This is a genomic window from Mucilaginibacter inviolabilis (genome assembly GCF_011089895.1).
Classification (GTDB): domain Bacteria; phylum Bacteroidota; class Bacteroidia; order Sphingobacteriales; family Sphingobacteriaceae; genus Mucilaginibacter; species Mucilaginibacter inviolabilis.
The window spans coordinates 95,963-115,765 of the sequence record NZ_JAANAT010000006.1; the positions used below are offsets into that span (position 1 = coordinate 95,963).

The following is a 19,803-nucleotide window of genomic DNA, read 5'->3' on the forward strand; positions in this document are numbered from 1 at the left end:
AAACTATTTACCACATAAACAATAGATTTTAATAAATAAAAAATATATTATTATTTATTAAAATCTATCAATTTCGGCATATTTCAAGCCCATTATTAATAAAATTGCATCCATTTTTCTTCAAAAAACTCTACAAACTGCAACATTAATACTCAAAACGTTACAATAAATTATACATATATCATTAAAAATCAATCATTTTACGCCATTTCATATCTTTTTAATAAAATACAACACAAAAAACATTTAATAATACGTTTTACCAATACCCAAAATAATCTACCCGCCAAACTTTCCGATTTTGTTAAAAAATCAAAAAACGCGTAAAAACACTAAGGTCAATTTGAAAGTTGTTGATTTTGCCTGATAATCTGAGCCAGATAAACGACATTCAATAAGTCACTATTTTACACTAAGTATCAAAACACAAGCATAAACCAGAGTAGTAGCCATAATGGGTTACAAGCAATAGCCTCGAACAAAAATCCATTAACACCTGTCATTTTTCCGCCATACAAAATCCGGAGGACATCAGGCGATAAATACTGCTGTTTTTTAGCGGGGGGGGGGTAGTCGGTTTACAACTTTTAAGGCAGTGAAAAATACCAGATACCTAAAAAAGGTAAAAGAAGAGAAAGATCATGAATCCCCCCTTTTACCTTTTTTAGTTATCATTAATTACAGATCACCTTCAATTTCTTTGTTTTATCGGGATTTAGCGGCTCGTTGGTTTGAGCCAGGCGTTGGGCACCAACATTAGCCGGGCAGGCGATACCATTTGGTCCGTCGTATATCAATCCAGGCTTGGTATCTATCAACTCTTTGGGTACAAAGATCTGTACTGTAGTTTGTGAATAGCCATGCGGAATAAAACGAATGTAATAACCATCGGGATGTAAAGACCAAATACCCGATGGAACTTCCGGATCGGGCTGAGGAGCCAAACCGGCAATCATGGCATATTTCTCCATTTCCTCGTACGATGCATTACCAGAAGCAGCCAGCTGACGGATATTATTTTCGGCCTCAAAAACGCTTTGCGCGGCAGGCGGCAGCTGGTCTTTAGCTTTGGCCATTATACTGGCAGGTAGTACCCCCAACGCGCCACCTTCCAGCATCAGCAATTCGTTGGGCGATAACAGCCTGGTGGCAGTCAATTTAATATCGGTACCAAAATCGGCAAATTTGGTGCGGGCAATTATCGCCCATAATAATATCTGGATACTATGCTGGTTAACCTCCGGATGCGTTTCGGCATGTTTTAATATCAGTATTACCACATCGCGTTTAGGGCCCAGCACAGGGGCAAGCATATAACCATCGCCGGTGCTGGGACCGCGTGTACCGGCGTGCAGACAATAGCTTTTGCTGGTCATTTCATAAAAACCGGCACAAAGTTTATAGGCGCCTTCGGGGGTCTTAGGCAAAAGATACAAAGGCTCAGGTGTTTGACCTTCCATAAATGATGGCGGTTTTGATCCGGTTTTGTTTACATCTTTAAAACTGGTGGTAATAGCCTGCGGCTGTTTCAGAATTTTGCTGAGGCCGCCCCCCGAGGCCATTTCGGTGCCTTTATCCAATAATTTTTTTCCTAAACCGCCAAATTGTGCCTGAGCAGCAGAAGCAAAAAGAAAGCATACGGCAAGTAGGGTAATAAGGTTTTTGTTTATTTGTTTCATAGTGCAAGGTGCATAGTTTGGGGGCTAAATTAGTTAAAATGATAGCAAAACAGGTATCTATACATGCCGTTTCCCATAACCCAAAAGTCAACTTTATGTTAACAAATAAAATTATTACAGCACGAGCGCTCCGGGTGGCTAAATTTAATTTGACTTTATTGTCAATAACTTTAGCTTTGCCGTACTAAACGAAAAAAGCCAATGAGTGTTCTCGTAAATAAAAATTCTAAAGTTATTGTACAGGGTTTCACAGGTAAAGAAGGTACTTACCATGCGGAGCAAATGATTGCTTATGGTACCCAATTGGTTGGGGGTGTTACACCGGGTAAAGGCGGTCAGCAACATTTAGACAGGCCAGTTTTTAATACCGTTAAAGACGCGGTTACTGCTACAGGTGCCGATGTATCCATCATTTTTGTACCTCCGGCTTTTGGCGCGGATGCCATTATGGAAGCTGCCGAAGCTGGTATTAAAGTTATTGTTTGTATCACCGAAGGTATCCCGACCAAGGATATGATTGAGGTAAAAGAATATTTAAGCGATAAGGACTCACGCCTTATAGGCCCTAACTGCCCGGGTATCATTACTGCCGACGAAAGCAAAATTGGTATTATGCCTGGCTTTATCTTCAAAAAAGGTAATGTGGGTGTAGTTTCTAAATCAGGTACCTTAACTTACGAGGCCGTTGACCAGGTGGTTAAAGCCGGTTTAGGTATCACTACCGCTATTGGTATTGGTGGCGACCCGATCATTGGTACACCTACCAAAGAGGCTGTTGAATTGTTAATGAACGATCCGGACACACACGGTATCATCATGATAGGCGAAATTGGTGGTGGCATGGAAGCCGAAGCCGCACGCTGGATCAAAGCTAACGGTACAAAACCTGTAGTTGGTTTCATCGCGGGCCAAACAGCGCCTCCGGGACGCCGTATGGGTCATGCCGGTGCTATTGTTGGTGGTGCCGATGATACTGCTGCCGCTAAAATGAAAATCATGGCCGAATGCGGTATCCGCGTAGTGGCATCTCCTGCCGAAATTGGCGCTGCCATGGCAGAAGAGCTGGCTAAATTATAAGCCCCCTAACCCCCTGAAGGGGGAACTGGAAAATCATATTTAAAATCCCGGTCATGCTTTGGCCGGGATTTTTTAATTATCGGGTTTATAAAATATGTCATTGCGAACGGAGTGAAGCAATCTCATCGCGTTCTCACAGACCAGAATAGCTACGAGGTTACTTCGTGGTTCCTCCTCGCAGTTGACATATATGGGAAAGCCTATTCCCCCTCTTGCGCTCGTTTGCAACGAGTGCTTAATGTGGTTAAGCGATTGCATCGCTCTTGCGTTTTAAACGCAAAGCCATGTTAAGCACTCGTTGCAAACGAGCGCAAGTAGATTGACATAAGCTTTCGCCTTATGTTTACTATTTGTTTTTCTTATTTTTACCATATGGATGATAAAGACATGTCAGCACTTTGTGATGTCCACGCGATGGATTTAAAGCTTAAGGGCTTTAAGGTGTATGAAATAGAAACCGCCGTGAGCCGTACGCCGGTTTACAAGCGGAAGGATTTTTATAAAGTATGTATCCTGAATGCCAAAAGCACCATCCATTATGCCGACAGGAGCATTGACCTCGATGGCACATCTTTATTCTTTGCCAACCCGCACATCCCCTACGCTGCCGAATTACACTCCGATAAGCAAACCGGGTATGCCTGTTTATTTACAGAGGACTTTTTGAAAACACATGAACGCCTGGAAAGCCTGCAGGAATCGCCTTTGTTTAAAATTGGCGGCAACCCTGTTTTTGCATTAAGTGAAGAGCAGGCGGCATTTGTGAACACCATCTTTAAAAAAATGCTGGAGGAACAAAGCACCGATTATCTGTACAAGAACGACCTGATACGCAATTATATCAATTTGCTCATCCACGAGGCATTAAAAATGCAGCCTGCGGATAATTTCATCAAACATAAAAACGCGTCATCACGAACAACCTCTTTGTTTTTGGAGCTTTTAGAAAGACAATTCCCTATTGAGAGCGCCGACCGCCCACTGAAACTAAAAACAGCACAGGACTTTGCTCAAAACCTATCGGTACACGTTAATCATCTTAACCGTTCGGTAAGGGAAATTACGGGCAAACCTACCACCACACACATTGCCGATCGTATCATCAGCGAAGCCAAAGCACTCCTGCAACATACCGATTGGAGCACAGCCGAAATTGCCTACGCCCTGGGATTTGAATATCCAACCTACTTTAATAACTACTTTAAAAGAATTACCGGTACTATACCAAAATCGTTAAGGACTAAAGCTGTTTGATTTTCTTACTTTTCTGTTTGATATTCATTAGCCGCAAGCTTGTTGCCTGCGGTATCTTTGTACTATCTGAAACACTAATGCATAAATTAGTGTAGTAAACATATCAAAGACATCATTTTATGGAAATTAAACGCAGCGGTTCGCAACCATCGGGCAAAGGTCCCGCAGAATATTTTACCGGAACGGTACGTATTGATCCGCTTTTCAATCCACCAGATCCGGCACGCGTAGCCATGGCGCAGGTTACGTTTGAACCCGGTGCCCGCACGGCATGGCACACACACCCGCTTGGCCAAACGCTTATTATTACCGCAGGCGCAGGCTGGGTACAACGCGAAGGCGGACCGATAGAGAACGTTCACCCCGGAGATGTAGTTTGGTTTGCACCCAACGAAAAACATTGGCACGGCGCTACCGCCACTACCGCACTGAGCCACATCGCCATACAGGAAAAACACAATGGTTCGCCAGTTGACTGGATGGAGCAGGTAACTGACGAACAATATAATCATCAATAAAACCAAGAAGATGAAGCGTGTTATTTCAAAATCCCGCGTAGGGCTAATACCTATGGCTATGTTTTTTATGCTGATGCTGTTTTCATTCAGTAACGCCGTAGCGCAAAATAAGGATCAAGTAGTACGGATAGCCAAACTACAGATAGATCCGGCTCAGCTGGAAAACTACAAAGCAGCATTGAAGGAACATGCCGAAACTGCCGTGCGCGTAGAACCCGGGGTGATAACCTTATATGCTGTGGCCGAAAAAAATAACCCCACCCACATCACGGTTTTTGAAATATATGCTAATGCCGAAGCATACCAGGCGCATTTGCAAACAGCTCATTTTAAAAAATACAAGAGCACCACAAAGGATATGGTCAAATCGCTCGAATTGGTTGATGTTGATCCGATTGCTTTGGAAAGCAAAATGAAGCAGTAAGCATTAAAAAAATCAAACAAAATGGAAAAACGAAAATTAGGAAATAGCGGCCTGGAAGTTTCTGCACTGGGACTGGGCTGCATGGGCTTAAGCTTTGGCTATGGCCCGGCTACAAACATACCGGATGCCATTAAACTCATCCGTACCGCCTTTGAAAGCGGCGTTACCTTTTTTGACAGCGCCGAAGCTTATGGCCCTTTTAAAAATGAAGAACTGCTGGGCGAAGCCTTAGCTCCATTTCGGAACGAAGTGGTGATCGCCACCAAATTTGGCTTTAAGAACGGAAACGTTCAGGAAGGTGTGGATAGCCGCCCGGAAAACATCCGCCAGGTTACAGAAGCCTCGCTTAAACGGTTAAAAACCGATCGGATCGATCTGCTGTACCAGCACCGGGTAGACCCTAATGTACCTATGGAAGATGTGGCCGGTACCGTAAAAGAACTTATTGCCGAAGGCAAAGTAAAGCACTTTGGTATGTCGGAAGCCGGTGTGCAAAACATTCGTAAAGCACATGCGGTGCTGCCGGTTGCGGCCTTACAGAGTGAATACTCCTTATGGTGGCGCGAGCCGGAGCAGGAGATCATTCCAACATTAGAAGAACTAGGTATTGGCTTTGTACCGTTTAGTCCGCTGGGCAAAGGTTTTTTAACCGGAGCCATCAATGAGAACACCACGTTTGACAGTACCGACTTTCGCAACATTGTGCCGCGCTTTACGCCCGAAGCTCGCAAAGCGAACCAGGCATTGGTTGACCTGCTGGGAAAAATAGCCGCGCAAAAGGAAGCCACACCCGCCCAGATAGCACTGGCCTGGCTGCTGGCCCAAAAGCCATGGATAGCGCCGATACCAGGCACCACCAAACTACATCGCCTGGAAGAAAATCTCGGAGCAGCTCAAATAACACTTACAGCCGATGACCTGCGCGAAATTGAAGCCGCAGCTGACAGTGTTACCATTGAAGGCGCCCGCTATCCACAGCACCTGCAGCAACGGGTTGACCGCTGATAAGCGGATACTTTACTATCACTCTTGTCATTTCGAACGAGGTACGAGGAGAAACTATCTCTTGAGCAATAAGTCCCGGCGCAAAAGATCTCTCCTCGTACCTCGTTCGAGATGACATTTTTGTTTTCTCTCCCACCACCCTACACTAGAATTTTTGTCATGCTGAACGGAGTGAAGTATCTATTCTGCTATTTGCATGGTCAATAACAGATCCTTCGCTTCGCTCAGGATGACAATTTATATTCTATACAAATACCCCAACTTCCATGTCAAACCAGTGTAAACACTCCCTCCAAAAGCAATCCATCCCAACAAAACTTCGTATCTTTAAGTAAAGAAAAAGGGGTTATTTCAATCACTAATTCAGTAATTCACTAAATCAATAATTAATGATGTATAATCAGTTAACGCCCGAAGAAGAATGGGTGATATTGCATAAAGGAACCGAAAGACCATTTACCGGCGCTTTGCTGGACAATAAGGCCCAGGGCCTATATGTTTGCAAACGTTGCGACACGCCGTTGTACACCTCCGAATCAAAATTTGAGTCGCACTGCGGCTGGCCAAGCTTTGATGACGAAATACCCGGCGCAGTGAAAAGGGTACCCGATGCCGATGGCCGCAGGGTAGAAATTGTATGCGCCAATTGCGGTGCCCATTTGGGGCATGTGTTTGAGGGGGAATACCTCACACCCAAAAATGTGCGCCATTGTGTTAATTCGGTGTCGATGAAATTTGTATCGGCCGATGATATAAAAAATAATTAAAAAAACTGGAGAGGTATCCCGGCGAACAAGCGGTTTTTCGGGATATTTTTTTCAACAATGGGATATCAGGACCAGGCTTTCAAACAAATTTCAAAATTGGAATTGAAGCTTAGCAAAGGCGTTATGTAATTGGCAATAATTGTCGGTGTTAAGTCAACTAATTCTTAATGTTAAATTATCGTTTTCTGCAAATTTTTGGGTGGCAAAAATCATCCACATTTTTTAACCGACTGTAATCAAGTTCATTAATTTTTTCTTTTGTCAGGGAATGCTTATAAAGTGTTAATAACTCGCCCCTTTGTTAAAAACTATCATTAAAATCTTAAGATATCATACCTTAACTTTGTTGAACAAGGTTCGCAAAAAGTATTCAAAAGACAGCCGGATGTATTCCCCATCCAAAACACAAGAACTTAGCTGTCAGTAAGTTACACAATAAAACCTGTGATTGGTCAGACCAAACGCAAACAACCAAATTACCTGATTGAAAAATTGGGGTGGCTTTCGTGTCTGATTGCTTGAAGTAATAAAAAGGAACAATAAAAAAGGTATCATATGAAACAGGAAGATGAAATATTACTCAAAGAAAACAAGGACAGGTTCGTAATTCTGCCGATTAAATATCCTGCCATTTGGGAAATGTACAAAAAGGCCGAGGCCAGTTTCTGGACGGCCGAGGAGATCGACCTTTCGGACGATATGAAACATTGGGAAAACCTGAATGATGGCGAGCGTCATTTTATTTCACACATCCTGGCATTCTTTGCGGCGAGCGATGGCATCGTGAACGAAAACCTGGCTGTAAATTTCATGAGCGAGGTGCAATTGCCCGAAGCCCGTTGCTTTTATGGCTTCCAGATCATGATGGAGAACATCCACTCCGAAACTTATGCCCTGCTTATTGATACTTATATAAAAGATCCGGCAGAAAAAGACCGCCTTTTCCACGCCATTGATACCGTGCCATGCGTGGGTAAAAAGGCCGAATGGGCATTGCGCTGGATAAACAACGGCAACTTTGCCGAACGCCTGGTAGCATTTGCCGCTGTAGAAGGCATTTTCTTTTCAGGTAGTTTCTGCTCTATATTCTGGCTTAAAAAACGCGGCCTGATGCCAGGCTTAACCTTCAGTAACGAGCTGATATCACGCGATGAAGGTTCACACTGCGAGTTTGCCTGCCTGCTATACAAGATGCTGAATACACGCTTAAGCGCCGAAGCTGTAACCAAGATCATTACCGATGCGGTAGAAATAGAAAAAGAATTTGTGACCGATGCATTGCCGGTAAACCTGATTGGTATGAACGCCAAAATGATGAGCCAGTATATTGAGTTTGTGGCCGACAGATGGCTGGGCGAGCTGGGTTACGAAAAACATTACAACGCTACCAATCCGTTCGACTTTATGGAGATGATTTCGCTGCAGGGCAAAACCAACTTCTTTGAAAAACGCGTAGGCGACTATCAAAAAAGCGGTGTCATGAACAATGCAGAAAGCAAAGCATTTTCGTTAGACGAGGACTTTTAGGTATAGTATCAAGTAGCTAGTATCAAGTATCACGATAAAAACAATTTTGATACCCACTATTAGCAATTGATACGAAACCCTAACAACAGTTAGTAAAAAAGTCTTGATACTTGATACTAGCTACTTGATACTAAATATAAAAATTCACCAGTCGGTAAAAAGAGTCCTGCAAAGCTTTAATACCGGCGACTAAATAGATAAAAACATGCTTGTAGTAAAAAGAGACGGTAGAAAAGAGTCGGTAAAATTCGACAAGATCACAGCACGTATAGAAAAACTGTGCTATGGGTTTAACCTGGTTGACCCCATTGATGTGGCTAAAAAAGTAATTGAAGGTTTGTTTGACGGGGTTACTACGTCTGAGCTGGATAACCTGGCTGCAGAAACGGCGGCATCATTAACCACCAAACACCCCGATTATGCATTGCTGGCATCTCGTATAGCGGTATCCAACCTGCATAAAAACACCATCAAATCGTTCTCTGAAACCATGCGTTTACTGCATGAATATATTGATCCAAAAACCGGCAAAGATGCATCATTAATAGCTGATGATGTTTGGGAGGTTATCCAAGCCAATGCCGAGTTACTGGACAGTACCATTATTTACGACCGCGACTTTGGTTTTGATTACTTCGGTTTTAAAACTTTGGAGAAATCATACCTGTTAAAGATCAACGGTAAAATTGCCGAGCGTCCGCAACACTTGTTCATGCGTGTATCGGTTGGTATCCACAAAAACGATATTGAAAGCGCCATTAAAACCTACCATTTAATGAGCGAGCGCTGGTTTACCCACGCTACCCCTACGCTGTTTAACGCAGGTACACCAAAACCACAAATGTCGTCATGCTTCCTGTTAACCATGAAAGATGACAGCATTGATGGTATTTATGATACTTTAAAGCAAACGGCTAAAATTTCGCAAAGCGCCGGTGGTATCGGTTTAAGCATCCACAATGTAAGGGCTACTGGCTCGTACATCAGCGGCACCAACGGTACCAGCAACGGTATTATCCCGATGCTGCGCGTGTTTAACGATACTGCCCGTTATGTTGACCAGGGTGGTGGCAAACGTAAAGGTGCCTTCGCTATTTACCTGGAACCATGGCATGCCGATATATTTGAATTCCTTGACCTGCGTAAAAACCACGGTAAGGAAGAAATGCGTGCCCGCGATTTGTTCTATGCCCTTTGGGTATCTGACTTGTTTATGCAGCGTGTAGAGGCCAATGAAGACTGGAGTTTGTTCTGCCCGCATGAAGCACCGGGCCTGGCCGATTGCTTTGGCGATGAGTTTGTTGCCCTGTACACCCAATACGAAAAAGAAGGCCGTGCCCGTAAAGTGATCAAAGCACAGGAATTGTGGTTTGCCGTACTGGATGCCCAGGTGGAAACCGGTACACCATACCTGTTATATAAAGATGCGGCCAACGCAAAATCAAACCAGCAAAATTTAGGTACTATCAAAAGTTCAAACTTGTGTACCGAAATTATGGAGTATACCGATGCCAATGAGATAGCCGTTTGTAACCTGGCTTCATTAGCATTGCCACGCTATATTATCAATGGCGAGTTTGATCACCAAAAATTATACGAAGTAACTTACCAGGCTACTTTGAACCTGAACCGCATCATCGACGGTAACTACTATCCTGTTGCCGAAGCAGAATACTCTAACCTGCGTCACCGCCCTATTGGTTTGGGTGTACAAGGTTTAGCCGATACTTTTATACAACTGCGCATGCCGTTTGAAAGCGACGAAGCAAAACAGTTGAATAAAGAGATCTTCGAAACCATCTACTTCGCAGCTATGACAGCTTCAAAAGATCTGGCTATTGCCGAAGGTCCGTATGAAACTTTCAAAGGCTCACCACTGTCAAAAGGTAAATTCCAATTTGATCTGTGGAACGTAGAGCCTGCCAGCACCCGTTGGGATTGGAAAACCCTGCGTAAGGATGTGATGAAAAATGGTGTACGTAACTCTTTATTAGTTGCACCAATGCCAACTGCATCAACCTCACAAATATTAGGTAACAACGAGTGTTTTGAACCATATACTTCTAACATTTACACCCGCAGGGTACTGAGCGGTGAGTTCATTGTGGTAAACAAATATTTGCTGCGCGATTTAGTAAACCTTGGTTTATGGAGCCCGGCTATGAAAGATAAGATCATCAGCGCCAATGGATCTATCCAGGATATTGCCGAAATACCTGCCGATATCAAAGACCTGTACAAAACCGTTTGGGAAATCAAGATGCGTAACATCATTGATATGGCTGCCGATAGAGGCGCTTATGTTTGCCAGTCGCAATCATTAAACCTGTTCATCAACTCACCAAACGCGTCGAAACTGACTTCAATGCATTTCTATGCATGGAAAAAAGGTTTAAAAACCGGTATGTATTACCTCCGTACTCAAGCAGCGTCACAAGCGGTTAAGTTTACGGTTGAAAATCAGGGTGGTTCAAACATGGAACCTGTAATACCAGAAGTGGTTGCACAAATTGCCGATAACGTACCAGAAGGCCCAAGCTGCTCTATGGAAGAAGGCTGCGTAACCTGCTCTGCATAAGTTTTAATTAGTCGATAGACGATAGTCCATGGACCATAGCCTTAACAGCTATAGTTCATGGACTTTTTTATTTAATGACACTGCTATTTTATTAGTGAACCTAACATTCGCTACTTTTGCAAATCAGATCTATGGTCTATCGACTATGGATCATGGACTAAATAAATGACCAAACACGAGATCATCCGTTGCGAACGCTGTCAGGCACCTTTTGAATGTAAAGCCAATTCATTCAGTAAGTGCCAGTGCAGTACTGTGCAGCTCAGCCTCAACGAAGTGCAGTACGTAAGCGAACTCTATGACGGATGTTTGTGTGCCAGCTGCCTGCTCATCATTCAGCAGGAATACCGGGAGAGCATTGGCCTGGCGTAAAATCCAGTTTCGCATATCTCTCTAATTTTTATATCCTTTCCCTGTCTCCCCGTTTCATTACCATATATAATTATATGATATTTGGCCATGTTCAAAAAGCAAACCCAAATTGAAAGTATCGTTCTGTTAAGAGGGATAGCGGCTTTGGGAGTATGTTTTGTGCATTTTTATCTAACCAATGGGGTGCAGTATGGCCAATTGCTGACACAGCTGTTCTTTAGCGGACAATTGGGGGTATCTATGTTTTTTGTTATTTCGGGCTTTGTGTTGCCTTACTCCTTAAGTCAAAAAAATTACACGATAAAAGCGTTTCCCAATTTCCTTTTAAAAAGAAGTATCCGGATAGATCCACCTTATTGGGCAACCATCGGGTTATTATTTTTATTAGGGTGGGTACCCTGGCATCTGGATATCAACCGTTTGGTTTTACATGTTTTTTACCTGATACCTTTATTTAAAAACTACCAGTGGTACAACAACATCTTCTGGACGCTGTGCATCGAGTTTCAATATTACATTTTGCTAGGGCTATTCTTTCCCCTTCTTATGCGATTTAAAGCGCTGGTATCTATTCTGATATTCCTGCTGATAAGTTTAATATGCATGCTACTAAAAGTAAATATACGCGAACTGATATTTACCTATTTGTATGATTTTGCGGCCGGTTACATTGTGTTTCAATACTTCATCAAAAAAATAAGCCTAAAAACAGCACTGATTTGCTTAATAGCATTTTGTGCCATCGTAGCTTTTAAGGTGTCTATATTAACCGGCTTCATTCCTGCAGTTACAGGTTTAACTATTCTTTTGCTCGATAAAAAGATACCAGCTTTACTTTTACTCTTAGGCAACATTTCCTATTCCCTGTATTTAACCCATACCATTATGATGCCTTTGTATTTGAGGTTTGCTAAAAGCTACGTGTCCAACCAGGCGTTTTTATGCGTAACCGCCATACTGCTCAGTATTATTTTCGCATATTTCTTTTATATCATCATTGAAAAACCAGCCTTGAAGTTATCTAAAAAGGTTGAGCTGAGTTAACGTACTTCATCTAAGCAGTATACATTATCGCCTCCCTATTAATCCTTTTCATTTTAATAGAGTCATATAGGTGTATGTCTTTAATTAGATAGGCAAACTTTAAATACGATCATCATGAAAAAGAGATTTTTTGCATATATGCTTTTACTAGCAGCAATTGTATCAGTAACCTCGGGTTGCGTGGTACGCGAAGGTGGATACGGATATCACCACAGATATTATAACCATTACCGTGGTTATTAATGATTGAAGTTGTTTAAGTGAGTGAGTTTTGATAAATGATGAAAGAGCGGTACGTGAGTGTTACCGCTCTTTTTTTGTTGAAAAAAATAACAACCTGTTATTTAAACCGGAGGGAGAAACTATCTCTTGAGCGATAGCGAAAAATCTTTTGCACAAACCCTCAACTTTCCGGCCGTAGAAGATTTCTCCTCGTACCTCGTTCGAAATGACATTCTTTTTGATATGTCATACCAATACCATTCCTCTGCTACCCTATACCCTCCTATTAATCCTTTTCATTTTGCTGCTGTCAAACTTGTATAATGCCTGTTAGTTAGACAGCCACATTAATAATTATCACCATGAAAAAGAAATTGTTTGCATATATGTTAGCATTAACAGCAATAGTATCAGTAACCTCGGGTTGCATGGTACGTGAAGGATACGGCAACCGCAGATACCATCATGACCGGTATTATAATAACGGTTACGACAATGGTTATAACCGCGGCGATCATCATGATCGTGGTTATTAAAAAAAGTGCTAAAGGTGAGTTTGTTTTGATTAATGATGGAAAGGGCGGTGAGTAATCACCGCTCTTTTTTTCTTTGATTATTGTTGCAAAACGGTAATACCATCCATGGTTTGCATACGTGCCACCATGCCCCAGCCATAAAAATAGTTGGATACCCCAATGATCAGTTCATTATCCCCGGCCTTCAACGGGATATCAAAGGATGAATTGGCAATATCCAGCCTGCCATCGGGGTATTTTCTGATGGGTTGCGGGTATTGGTTCTTATCTACATAAAGTAATCCGCGGTTAATAAATACATATACCTCGTTGCTAAAACCCAGCTGAATTCTGGCGGTTTGCTCTTTGGCGGAGTGTATGGTAGTTTTAAGCCATACGTATCTATTCTTGCTCTGAACGCCGCTACCCCTGTTTTCCATCCCTCCGTATACGCGACTTAGGTTGATCAAGCCCCGGCGCTCGGCCAAAATAGGTTTCCATTTAGTGGTATCCGTTGGCAGATCTTTAATGATGAGCTCCCGCCCGCTTTCCAGGAATTGAGAAGCCGATACATCCCAGCGACGGATATAGTTGATATCATGATTGGTCAGGTCTGCCCCTTCTTCGGGTGATAGGCTTTCGGTTTCATTCGGTTTTACAGTAAGGTTAGCAAAGTAACCAGGCCCGTCAAAAGCAATTGTTCCGGCATGGCTCTCCCCTTCCAAACGCGGAATGAACAGCACCGGCCGTTCCATGTTATTCAGATAAACCTTCATTTGCAGCCCTGATATCACCAGTTTAAAGTGGTTCCAGTCGTCGTTACGGATAGGTGCTGGCCCCTGGAACTGATCATATATGTTCCACATGTTTATACCATGCAGTATAGGCGCGTACTGTATAGCACTATTGCGCTGTTCGCTTTCATCGGGCTGGGTACGTAAATAAACAATTTCGCTTTCGCTGGGGCTTTGCTGCCTGAAATATACACTCATGAATGAAGGACGACTGCCATCAACAGGTTGCGTATCAAATTCAATAGTACCATTAGTAAAATTAAAATCCTTTAATATCACCTGGTGGCTACCGCCCTTGCCCCGTACTATTTTCATGGCTTTTACATTTTTGTAGGTCAAAAATTCGGCATGCTGCTTAGTGGTATCCCAACGGCTTGCTTCAAAGGGAATTGGTAGAGCTTTACCCTTGCCGGTTTTTACCTGGGCTATACCTGCAGTATTTAACAGAAACAGACATAGCATACTTGTAATTAATGGTTTAATTTTGTGTTGGTTAAGTTTATTTTTCATCTTTATGAGTATTTTAGCTAAAGGTGAAATTGTATTGGCGTAATGCCATATTCAAATACATTCAATCGCGTTCACGGGTCATAAACCATGCAGGAAGAGGCTTCATATATTAATATTTGGTGCAAAACGGTAGAAAAATCGCTGGATTGGGGCGAAGGCTCGTCCTGGAGCGATCATGATTTTGAAAAACTGGGTGAGCTTATATTTCAGAAAACCGGCACCCTGCTAAGCATCACTACCCTCAAACGTATTTGGGGGCGGGTTAAATACAATAGTTCGCCCACCATAGCCACGTTAAATACTATGGCACGCTTTGCGGGATCTGAGGACTGGCGAACCTATAAAAAAGCCACACCAATCAATCCAATATGTCATAAGCAACCCGTTACCCCAGTTGGCGCCAAACAAAAAAAGTATGTTATAGCCACACTCGCAGCAGCTTTAGTTATTGTAGCGTTAGGTGTTTTAGCAGCCTGGAACACCAATCCTAAAAAAACAGTCAAAGCCAATTTAAACGGCGTGGTTAAGTTTTCGAGCAGAAAGGTGACCGATGGCCTGCCCAATTCTGTTGTATTTGATTATGACGCGTCGGCATTAAATATAGATAGCGTAACCCTGCAGCAAAGCTGGGATCCGTCGCGGGTAGAAAGATTGGCTAGCAGCGGTAGGCAGCATACTTCTATTTATTATTATCCGGGTTATTTTACAGCAAAGCTGATAGCTAACGGGCAGGTAAAAAAAGAAAGCCCGGTATTCATTAAAACCCATGGATGGACCGGCATTATCAGAAGAAACAACTCCCCTATTTACCTGGCCGATAAGGATATCCATCAACCCGGGGGCTTGGGTCTGGATAGTAAAACCCTGGCCTTAAAGTTATCATCCCCCGTATTTAATGGTCAATGGCTCAGTTTTTATAATGTACGGGAATTTGACGGACTGGAGGGCGGTAATTTTACTTTCGAAACCACGCTACGTAATACCTCAAGGGCCGATGAATCATCCTGCCGTAAATTGATCCTGTATATTTTAGGTAAACAAAACGCCATCATTATTCCCCTGGCCGATAAAGGCTGCATTTCTGATTTGAATATATATACCTCATCCGACTGGGTATCCGGTAAAGATAATGACCTGAGTGCCTTTGGCTGCGATTTCAGCCAATTCCAAAAACTCAAATGCGAGGTTAAGGACATGACATTAAGCGTTTACCTGAACAACAAGCTCATCTTTACAAAACCCATCAGCCAAACCATTACCCAAATTGCGGGCATCTGTATTGCCTTTGAAGGATCTGGGGAGATAAAAGACGTGAAACTGGGAAATAAGACCAGGACGGTGTTAGATGACCATTTTGGAGAGTAATATCTGGTGATATCCAACACTATTAAGCCAGTGGTCGGTGTTATCACCGCACCACGTTGTGATCAAACTACATCATTACAAGATCTTCTTTAAGCTAATAATACAATGGTGCGGTGATAACACCGACCATAGGCTTGAATACCTTAATACTGAAATTATTAGCAAAAAATTCCACCTAAAAATCTCACTCTCGCACCCCGCACCCGCACCCACTCAACCTATTACAAAAACTTTTTTATACAACCCCTTGAAAATCAAAAAATAGTAGCTACCTTTGCAGTCCTTAAAATAAGGATAAAACTGTAAATACAAAAAAGGAAAAATGCCTACTATTCAGCAATTAGTTAGAAAAGGTAGAGTAGCTCTGGTTGACAAGAGTAAGTCACCAGCGTTGGACAGCTGTCCACAGCGAAGAGGCGTATGCACCCGTGTGTATACCACTACCCCTAAGAAACCAAACTCAGCAATGCGTAAAGTTGCCCGTGTGCGCTTAACCAATGGTAAAGAAGTAAATGCTTACATCCCAGGTGAAGGTCACAACTTGCAGGAGCACTCTATCGTGTTGATCCGCGGTGGTCGTGTTAAGGATTTACCAGGTGTACGTTACCACATCATCCGTGGTGCATTAGATACATCAGGTGTAGCCGGTCGTAACCAACGTCGTTCTAAATATGGTACTAAACGCCCTAAACCAGGTCAAGCTGCTGCAGCGCCTGCAAAAGGTAAAAAGAAATAATTAAGGAGGATAGATAGCAATGAGAAAGTCAAAACCAAAAAAGAGAATTATCCTTCCTGATCCAAGGTTCAATGATACCCTGGTAACAAGGTTTGTAAATAACATGATGTATGATGGTAAAAAATCTACCGCGTACTCTATATTCTACAACGCAGTTGACATCGTTGAGAAAAAAACCAGCGAAAATGGTTTAGAGACCTGGAAAAAGGCTTTAAACAATGTAATGCCTGCTGTTGAAGTAAAAAGCCGCCGTGTAGGTGGTGCTAACTTCCAGGTGCCAACCGAAGTTCGTCCGGAGCGTAAAATCGCTTTAGGTATGAAATGGTTGATCAGCTATGCCCGTCGTCGTGGTGAAAAAACCATGATGGAGAAATTAGCCGGTGAGATCATTTCAGCAGCTAAAGGTGAAGGTGCAGCAGTGAAGAAAAAAGAAGATACGCACAAAATGGCTGAAGCTAACAAAGCGTTCTCACACTTCAGATTCTAATTAGTGAATTATTGAATTAGTGAATTATTGATTTGGTAACATCATGCTAATCAATAATTCATTACTTCGCAGATTCAATGAACATTTAAATATTCATTAATTCAATAATTCGATAACTCAATAATTAAAATGTCAAGAGATTTAAGATATACAAGAAACATAGGTATTGCCGCCCACATTGATGCCGGTAAAACCACCACAACCGAACGTATCCTTTATTACGCTGGTGTTAGCCACAAAATTGGTGAAGTGCACGAAGGTGCTGCAACCATGGACTGGATGGCACAAGAGCAAGAGCGTGGTATCACTATCACTTCTGCTGCTACTACCGTAAACTGGAAATACAGGGGCCATAACTATCACATGAACATCATTGATACTCCAGGACACGTGGATTTTACCGTAGAGGTAAACCGCTCCCTGCGTGTATTAGATGGTTTGGTTTTCCTTTTTAGCGCGGTTGATGGTGTTGAGCCACAATCTGAAACTAACTGGAGGCTTGCTAACAACTATAACGTTGCCCGTATCGGTTTCGTTAATAAGATGGACCGTTCTGGTGCCGACTTCTTAAACGTTGTTAAACAAGTTAAAAGCATGTTAGGCAGCAACGCTGTTCCATTGCAATTACCTATTGGTGCTGAAGAGCATTTTAAAGGTGTGGTTGACTTAATTAACTGGAGAGGTATTGTTTGGAATGAGCATGATAAAGGTATGACCTTTACTGAAGTGCCTATCCCAGAGGATATGGTTGAAGAAGCGACCGAGTGGAGAGAGAAATTATTGGAATCAGTAGCTGAGTATGACGAAAGCCTGATGGAAAAATTCTTTGACGCTCCTGAAACCATCACTGAACGCGAAGTGCTTGACGCTTTACGTAAAGCGGTTTTAGATGCTAAGATTGTTCCTATGGTTTGCGGTTCATCTTTCAAAAACAAAGGTGTACAAACCATGCTTGACTATGTGATGGAATTATTGCCTTCACCAATGGACGTAGAAGGTATCATCGGTACTAACCCTGATACTGGCGAAGAAATATTACGTAAACCGGATGTTAAAGAGCCATTTGCCGCTTTAGCATTTAAAATTGCAACCGATCCATTCGTTGGTCGTTTGTGCTTTATCCGCGTTTACTCTGGTAACCTGGAAGCAGGTTCATACGTACATAACATGCGTTCTGACAACAAAGAGCGTATCAGCCGTATATTCCAAATGCATGCTAACAAGCAAAACCCTATCCCTAACGTAGGTGCAGGTGATATTGCTGCGGTAGTAGGCTTTAAGGATATCAAAACTGGTGATACTCTTTGCGACGAGAAACACCCGATCATTCTGGAGTCAATGAACTTCCCAGAGCCGGTTATCGGTTTAGCCATTGAGCCTAAAACTCAGGCCGACGTAGATAAATTAGGTATGGCTCTTGGTAAATTAGCCGAAGAGGATCCAACCTTCCGTGTAAACTCTGACGAAGAAACCGGCCAAACTGTAATTTCAGGTATGGGCGAGCTTCACTTAGATATCATCATGGACCGCTTAAAACGTGAGTTTAAAGTAGAGGTTAATCAAGGTGCTCCGCAAGTTGCTTACAAAGAATCTATCACAGGTACTATCCAACACCGCGAAACATACAAGAAACAAACCGGTGGTCGTGGTAAATTTGCCGATATACAGGTTATCCTTTCTCCAAATGACGAAGGTAAAGAAGGTTTACAGTTTGTGAACGAAATTAGCGGTGGTTCAATCCCTCGTGAGTTTATCCCATCTGTTCAAAAAGGCTTCGAAGCTTCAATGGTAAACGGTGTATTAGCCGGCTATCCATTAACCAGCTTAAAAGTTCGTTTAATTGATGGTTCGTTCCACGCTGTCGATTCAGATGCTTTATCATTTGAGTTAGCTGCTAAAATGGCTTACCGTGAGGCATTGCCAAAATGTAAACCAGTATTGCTGGAGCCGATCATGAAAATCGAGATCCTTACCCCTGAAGAAAACATGGGTGATGTTATCGGTGACATGAACCGTCGTCGTGGCCAACTTTTAGGTATGGATTCACGTGCAGGCGCGCAGGTTATTAAAGCTACTGTACCACTTTCTGAAATGTTTGGTTATGTAACCCAGTTACGTACCATTACTTCGGGTCGTGCTACTTCAACCATGGAGTTTGATCACTATGCTGAAGCACCACGTAACGTACAGGACGAAGTAGTAGCCAAAGCAAAAGGCAAAAAAGCTGCTCAAAACGCATAAATAAATCTTTGATTACACCGATCTTTTTGTGATTTCACAGATGGTCGGTGTAATCTTATAATAAATCACAGTTACTCTAATAAATAGCTCTTAGGGTAACTAATTAAAATCGGTGAAATCATCAGTAAATCGGTGAAATCACAAAAACAAAAAACAAAATGAGCCAAAGAATCAGGATCAAATTAAAATCTTACGATTACAACCTGGTAGATAAATCTGCTGAGAAAATCGTAAAAACAGTAAAGCCAACTGGCGCTGTAGTTAGCGGACCACTTCCGTTACCAACCGAAAAGAAAATTTTCACCGTTTTACGTTCACCACACGTAAACAAAAAAGCACGTGAGCAATTTCAATTATGCTCATACAAGCGCTTATTAGACATTTACAGCTCTAACTCAAAAACTGTAGATGCCCTGATGAAGCTTGAATTGCCTAGCGGTGTTGAAGTTGAGATCAAAGTTTGATAGACGACCGGCCCGCTGAAAGGTGCGGGACAACATAAAAAAACACCATCCATAACCGGATGGTGTTTTTTTATGTTGTTTTTTACCATTGTCATCCAGAGGACCGAAGGATCTCCTCGCCAATGTTGGTGTTGTCACCAACATTCTACTGCCTGAGCTGTGATAATAAGTTGTTGGTGACAACACCAACAACGGCGCGAAAAAGCAATAATATAACGCGCTTC

At 42.5% G+C, this 19,803-nt stretch carries 19 protein-coding genes; 17 read left to right on the forward strand and 2 right to left on the reverse strand.

Annotation, left to right across the window (positions count from 1 at the left end; genetic code table 11):
• Window positions 1–674: 674 nt before the first annotated feature.
• Complete coding sequence (locus G7092_RS29350) at window positions 675–1,679, reverse strand: hypothetical protein (protein WP_166095772.1); 1,005 nt, start codon at window positions 1,677–1,679, stop codon at window positions 675–677.
• A gap of 201 nt (window positions 1,680–1,880) precedes the next feature.
• On the opposite strand from G7092_RS29350, the gene sucD reads away from it, so the two are divergent.
• The 12 genes from sucD (at window position 1,881) to G7092_RS29405 (ending at window position 13,003) form a co-directional block, all read left to right on the forward strand.
• Window positions 1,881–2,756, forward strand: coding sequence for a succinate--CoA ligase subunit alpha (gene sucD, locus G7092_RS29355; RefSeq protein WP_166095774.1), 876 nt, complete (start codon window positions 1,881–1,883; stop codon window positions 2,754–2,756).
• 372 nt (window positions 2,757–3,128) lie between these two features.
• Window positions 3,129–4,010 carry a helix-turn-helix domain-containing protein gene (locus G7092_RS29360; protein ID WP_166095776.1) on the forward strand — a complete coding sequence of 294 codons (882 nt, stop codon included), beginning with the start codon at window positions 3,129–3,131 and terminating at the stop codon, window positions 4,008–4,010.
• Between the two features lie 119 nt (window positions 4,011–4,129).
• Window positions 4,130–4,528: a (R)-mandelonitrile lyase gene (locus tag G7092_RS29365; protein ID WP_166095778.1), complete on the forward strand. Its 399-nt coding sequence runs from the start codon at window positions 4,130–4,132 to the stop codon at window positions 4,526–4,528.
• A 10-nt stretch (window positions 4,529–4,538) separates the two neighbouring features.
• Window positions 4,539–4,952 carry a putative quinol monooxygenase gene (locus G7092_RS29370; protein ID WP_166095780.1) on the forward strand — a complete coding sequence of 138 codons (414 nt, stop codon included), beginning with the start codon at window positions 4,539–4,541 and terminating at the stop codon, window positions 4,950–4,952.
• A gap of 21 nt (window positions 4,953–4,973) precedes the next feature.
• Window positions 4,974–5,957 carry an aldo/keto reductase gene (locus tag G7092_RS29375; protein WP_166095783.1) on the forward strand — a complete coding sequence of 328 codons (984 nt, stop codon included), beginning with the start codon at window positions 4,974–4,976 and terminating at the stop codon, window positions 5,955–5,957.
• 389 nt (window positions 5,958–6,346) lie between these two features.
• Window positions 6,347–6,724 carry a methionine-R-sulfoxide reductase gene (locus tag G7092_RS29380; RefSeq protein WP_166095786.1) on the forward strand — a complete coding sequence of 126 codons (378 nt, stop codon included), beginning with the start codon at window positions 6,347–6,349 and terminating at the stop codon, window positions 6,722–6,724.
• Window positions 6,725–7,279: 555 nt separating this feature from the next.
• Window positions 7,280–8,251, forward strand: coding sequence for a ribonucleoside-diphosphate reductase small subunit (locus G7092_RS29385; protein ID WP_166095789.1), 972 nt, complete (start codon window positions 7,280–7,282; stop codon window positions 8,249–8,251).
• Window positions 8,252–8,456: 205 nt separating this feature from the next.
• Entirely contained in the window at window positions 8,457–10,829 is a 2,373-nt protein-coding gene (locus G7092_RS29390) for a ribonucleoside-diphosphate reductase subunit alpha (protein ID WP_166095791.1), read from the forward strand.
• Window positions 10,830–10,994: 165 nt separating this feature from the next.
• Window positions 10,995–11,201, forward strand: a complete 207-nt coding sequence (locus G7092_RS29395; protein WP_166095793.1) for a cysteine-rich CWC family protein — start codon at window positions 10,995–10,997, stop codon at window positions 11,199–11,201.
• 87 nt (window positions 11,202–11,288) lie between these two features.
• The gene (locus tag G7092_RS29400; RefSeq protein ID WP_166095796.1) at window positions 11,289–12,245 is read left to right on the forward strand and encodes an acyltransferase family protein; all 957 of its coding nucleotides are present in this window, start codon (window positions 11,289–11,291) and stop codon (window positions 12,243–12,245) included.
• Window positions 12,246–12,359: 114 nt separating this feature from the next.
• Window positions 12,360–12,488, forward strand: coding sequence for a hypothetical protein (locus G7092_RS30865; protein WP_262889524.1), 129 nt, complete (start codon window positions 12,360–12,362; stop codon window positions 12,486–12,488).
• Between the two features lie 341 nt (window positions 12,489–12,829).
• Entirely contained in the window at window positions 12,830–13,003 is a 174-nt protein-coding gene (locus G7092_RS29405) for a hypothetical protein (RefSeq protein ID WP_166095798.1), read from the forward strand.
• 77 nt (window positions 13,004–13,080) lie between these two features.
• Here G7092_RS29405 and G7092_RS29410 read toward each other — a convergent pair whose 3' ends face one another.
• Complete coding sequence (locus tag G7092_RS29410) at window positions 13,081–14,286, reverse strand: LamG domain-containing protein (protein WP_166095801.1); 1,206 nt, start codon at window positions 14,284–14,286, stop codon at window positions 13,081–13,083.
• Window positions 14,287–14,373: 87 nt separating this feature from the next.
• Here G7092_RS29410 and G7092_RS29415 point away from each other — a divergent pair, with 87 nt between their 5' ends.
• From G7092_RS29415 to rpsJ, 5 genes are all read left to right on the forward strand, one after another.
• Window positions 14,374–15,651, forward strand: a complete 1,278-nt coding sequence (locus tag G7092_RS29415) for a hypothetical protein (RefSeq protein ID WP_166095803.1) — start codon at window positions 14,374–14,376, stop codon at window positions 15,649–15,651.
• Window positions 15,652–15,973: 322 nt separating this feature from the next.
• Entirely contained in the window at window positions 15,974–16,387 is a 414-nt protein-coding gene (gene rpsL, locus G7092_RS29420) for a 30S ribosomal protein S12 (RefSeq protein WP_002993550.1), read from the forward strand.
• 19 nt (window positions 16,388–16,406) lie between these two features.
• Window positions 16,407–16,874 carry a 30S ribosomal protein S7 gene (gene rpsG, locus G7092_RS29425; protein ID WP_090462876.1) on the forward strand — a complete coding sequence of 156 codons (468 nt, stop codon included), beginning with the start codon at window positions 16,407–16,409 and terminating at the stop codon, window positions 16,872–16,874.
• Window positions 16,875–17,003: 129 nt separating this feature from the next.
• On the forward strand, window positions 17,004–19,115 hold the full coding sequence (gene fusA, locus G7092_RS29430; protein ID WP_166095805.1) for an elongation factor G: 2,112 nt from the start codon (window positions 17,004–17,006) through the stop codon (window positions 19,113–19,115).
• Between the two features lie 158 nt (window positions 19,116–19,273).
• On the forward strand, window positions 19,274–19,579 hold the full coding sequence (gene rpsJ / locus G7092_RS29435; protein WP_022830652.1) for a 30S ribosomal protein S10: 306 nt from the start codon (window positions 19,274–19,276) through the stop codon (window positions 19,577–19,579).
• The last annotated feature ends 224 nt before the right edge of the window (window positions 19,580–19,803 follow it).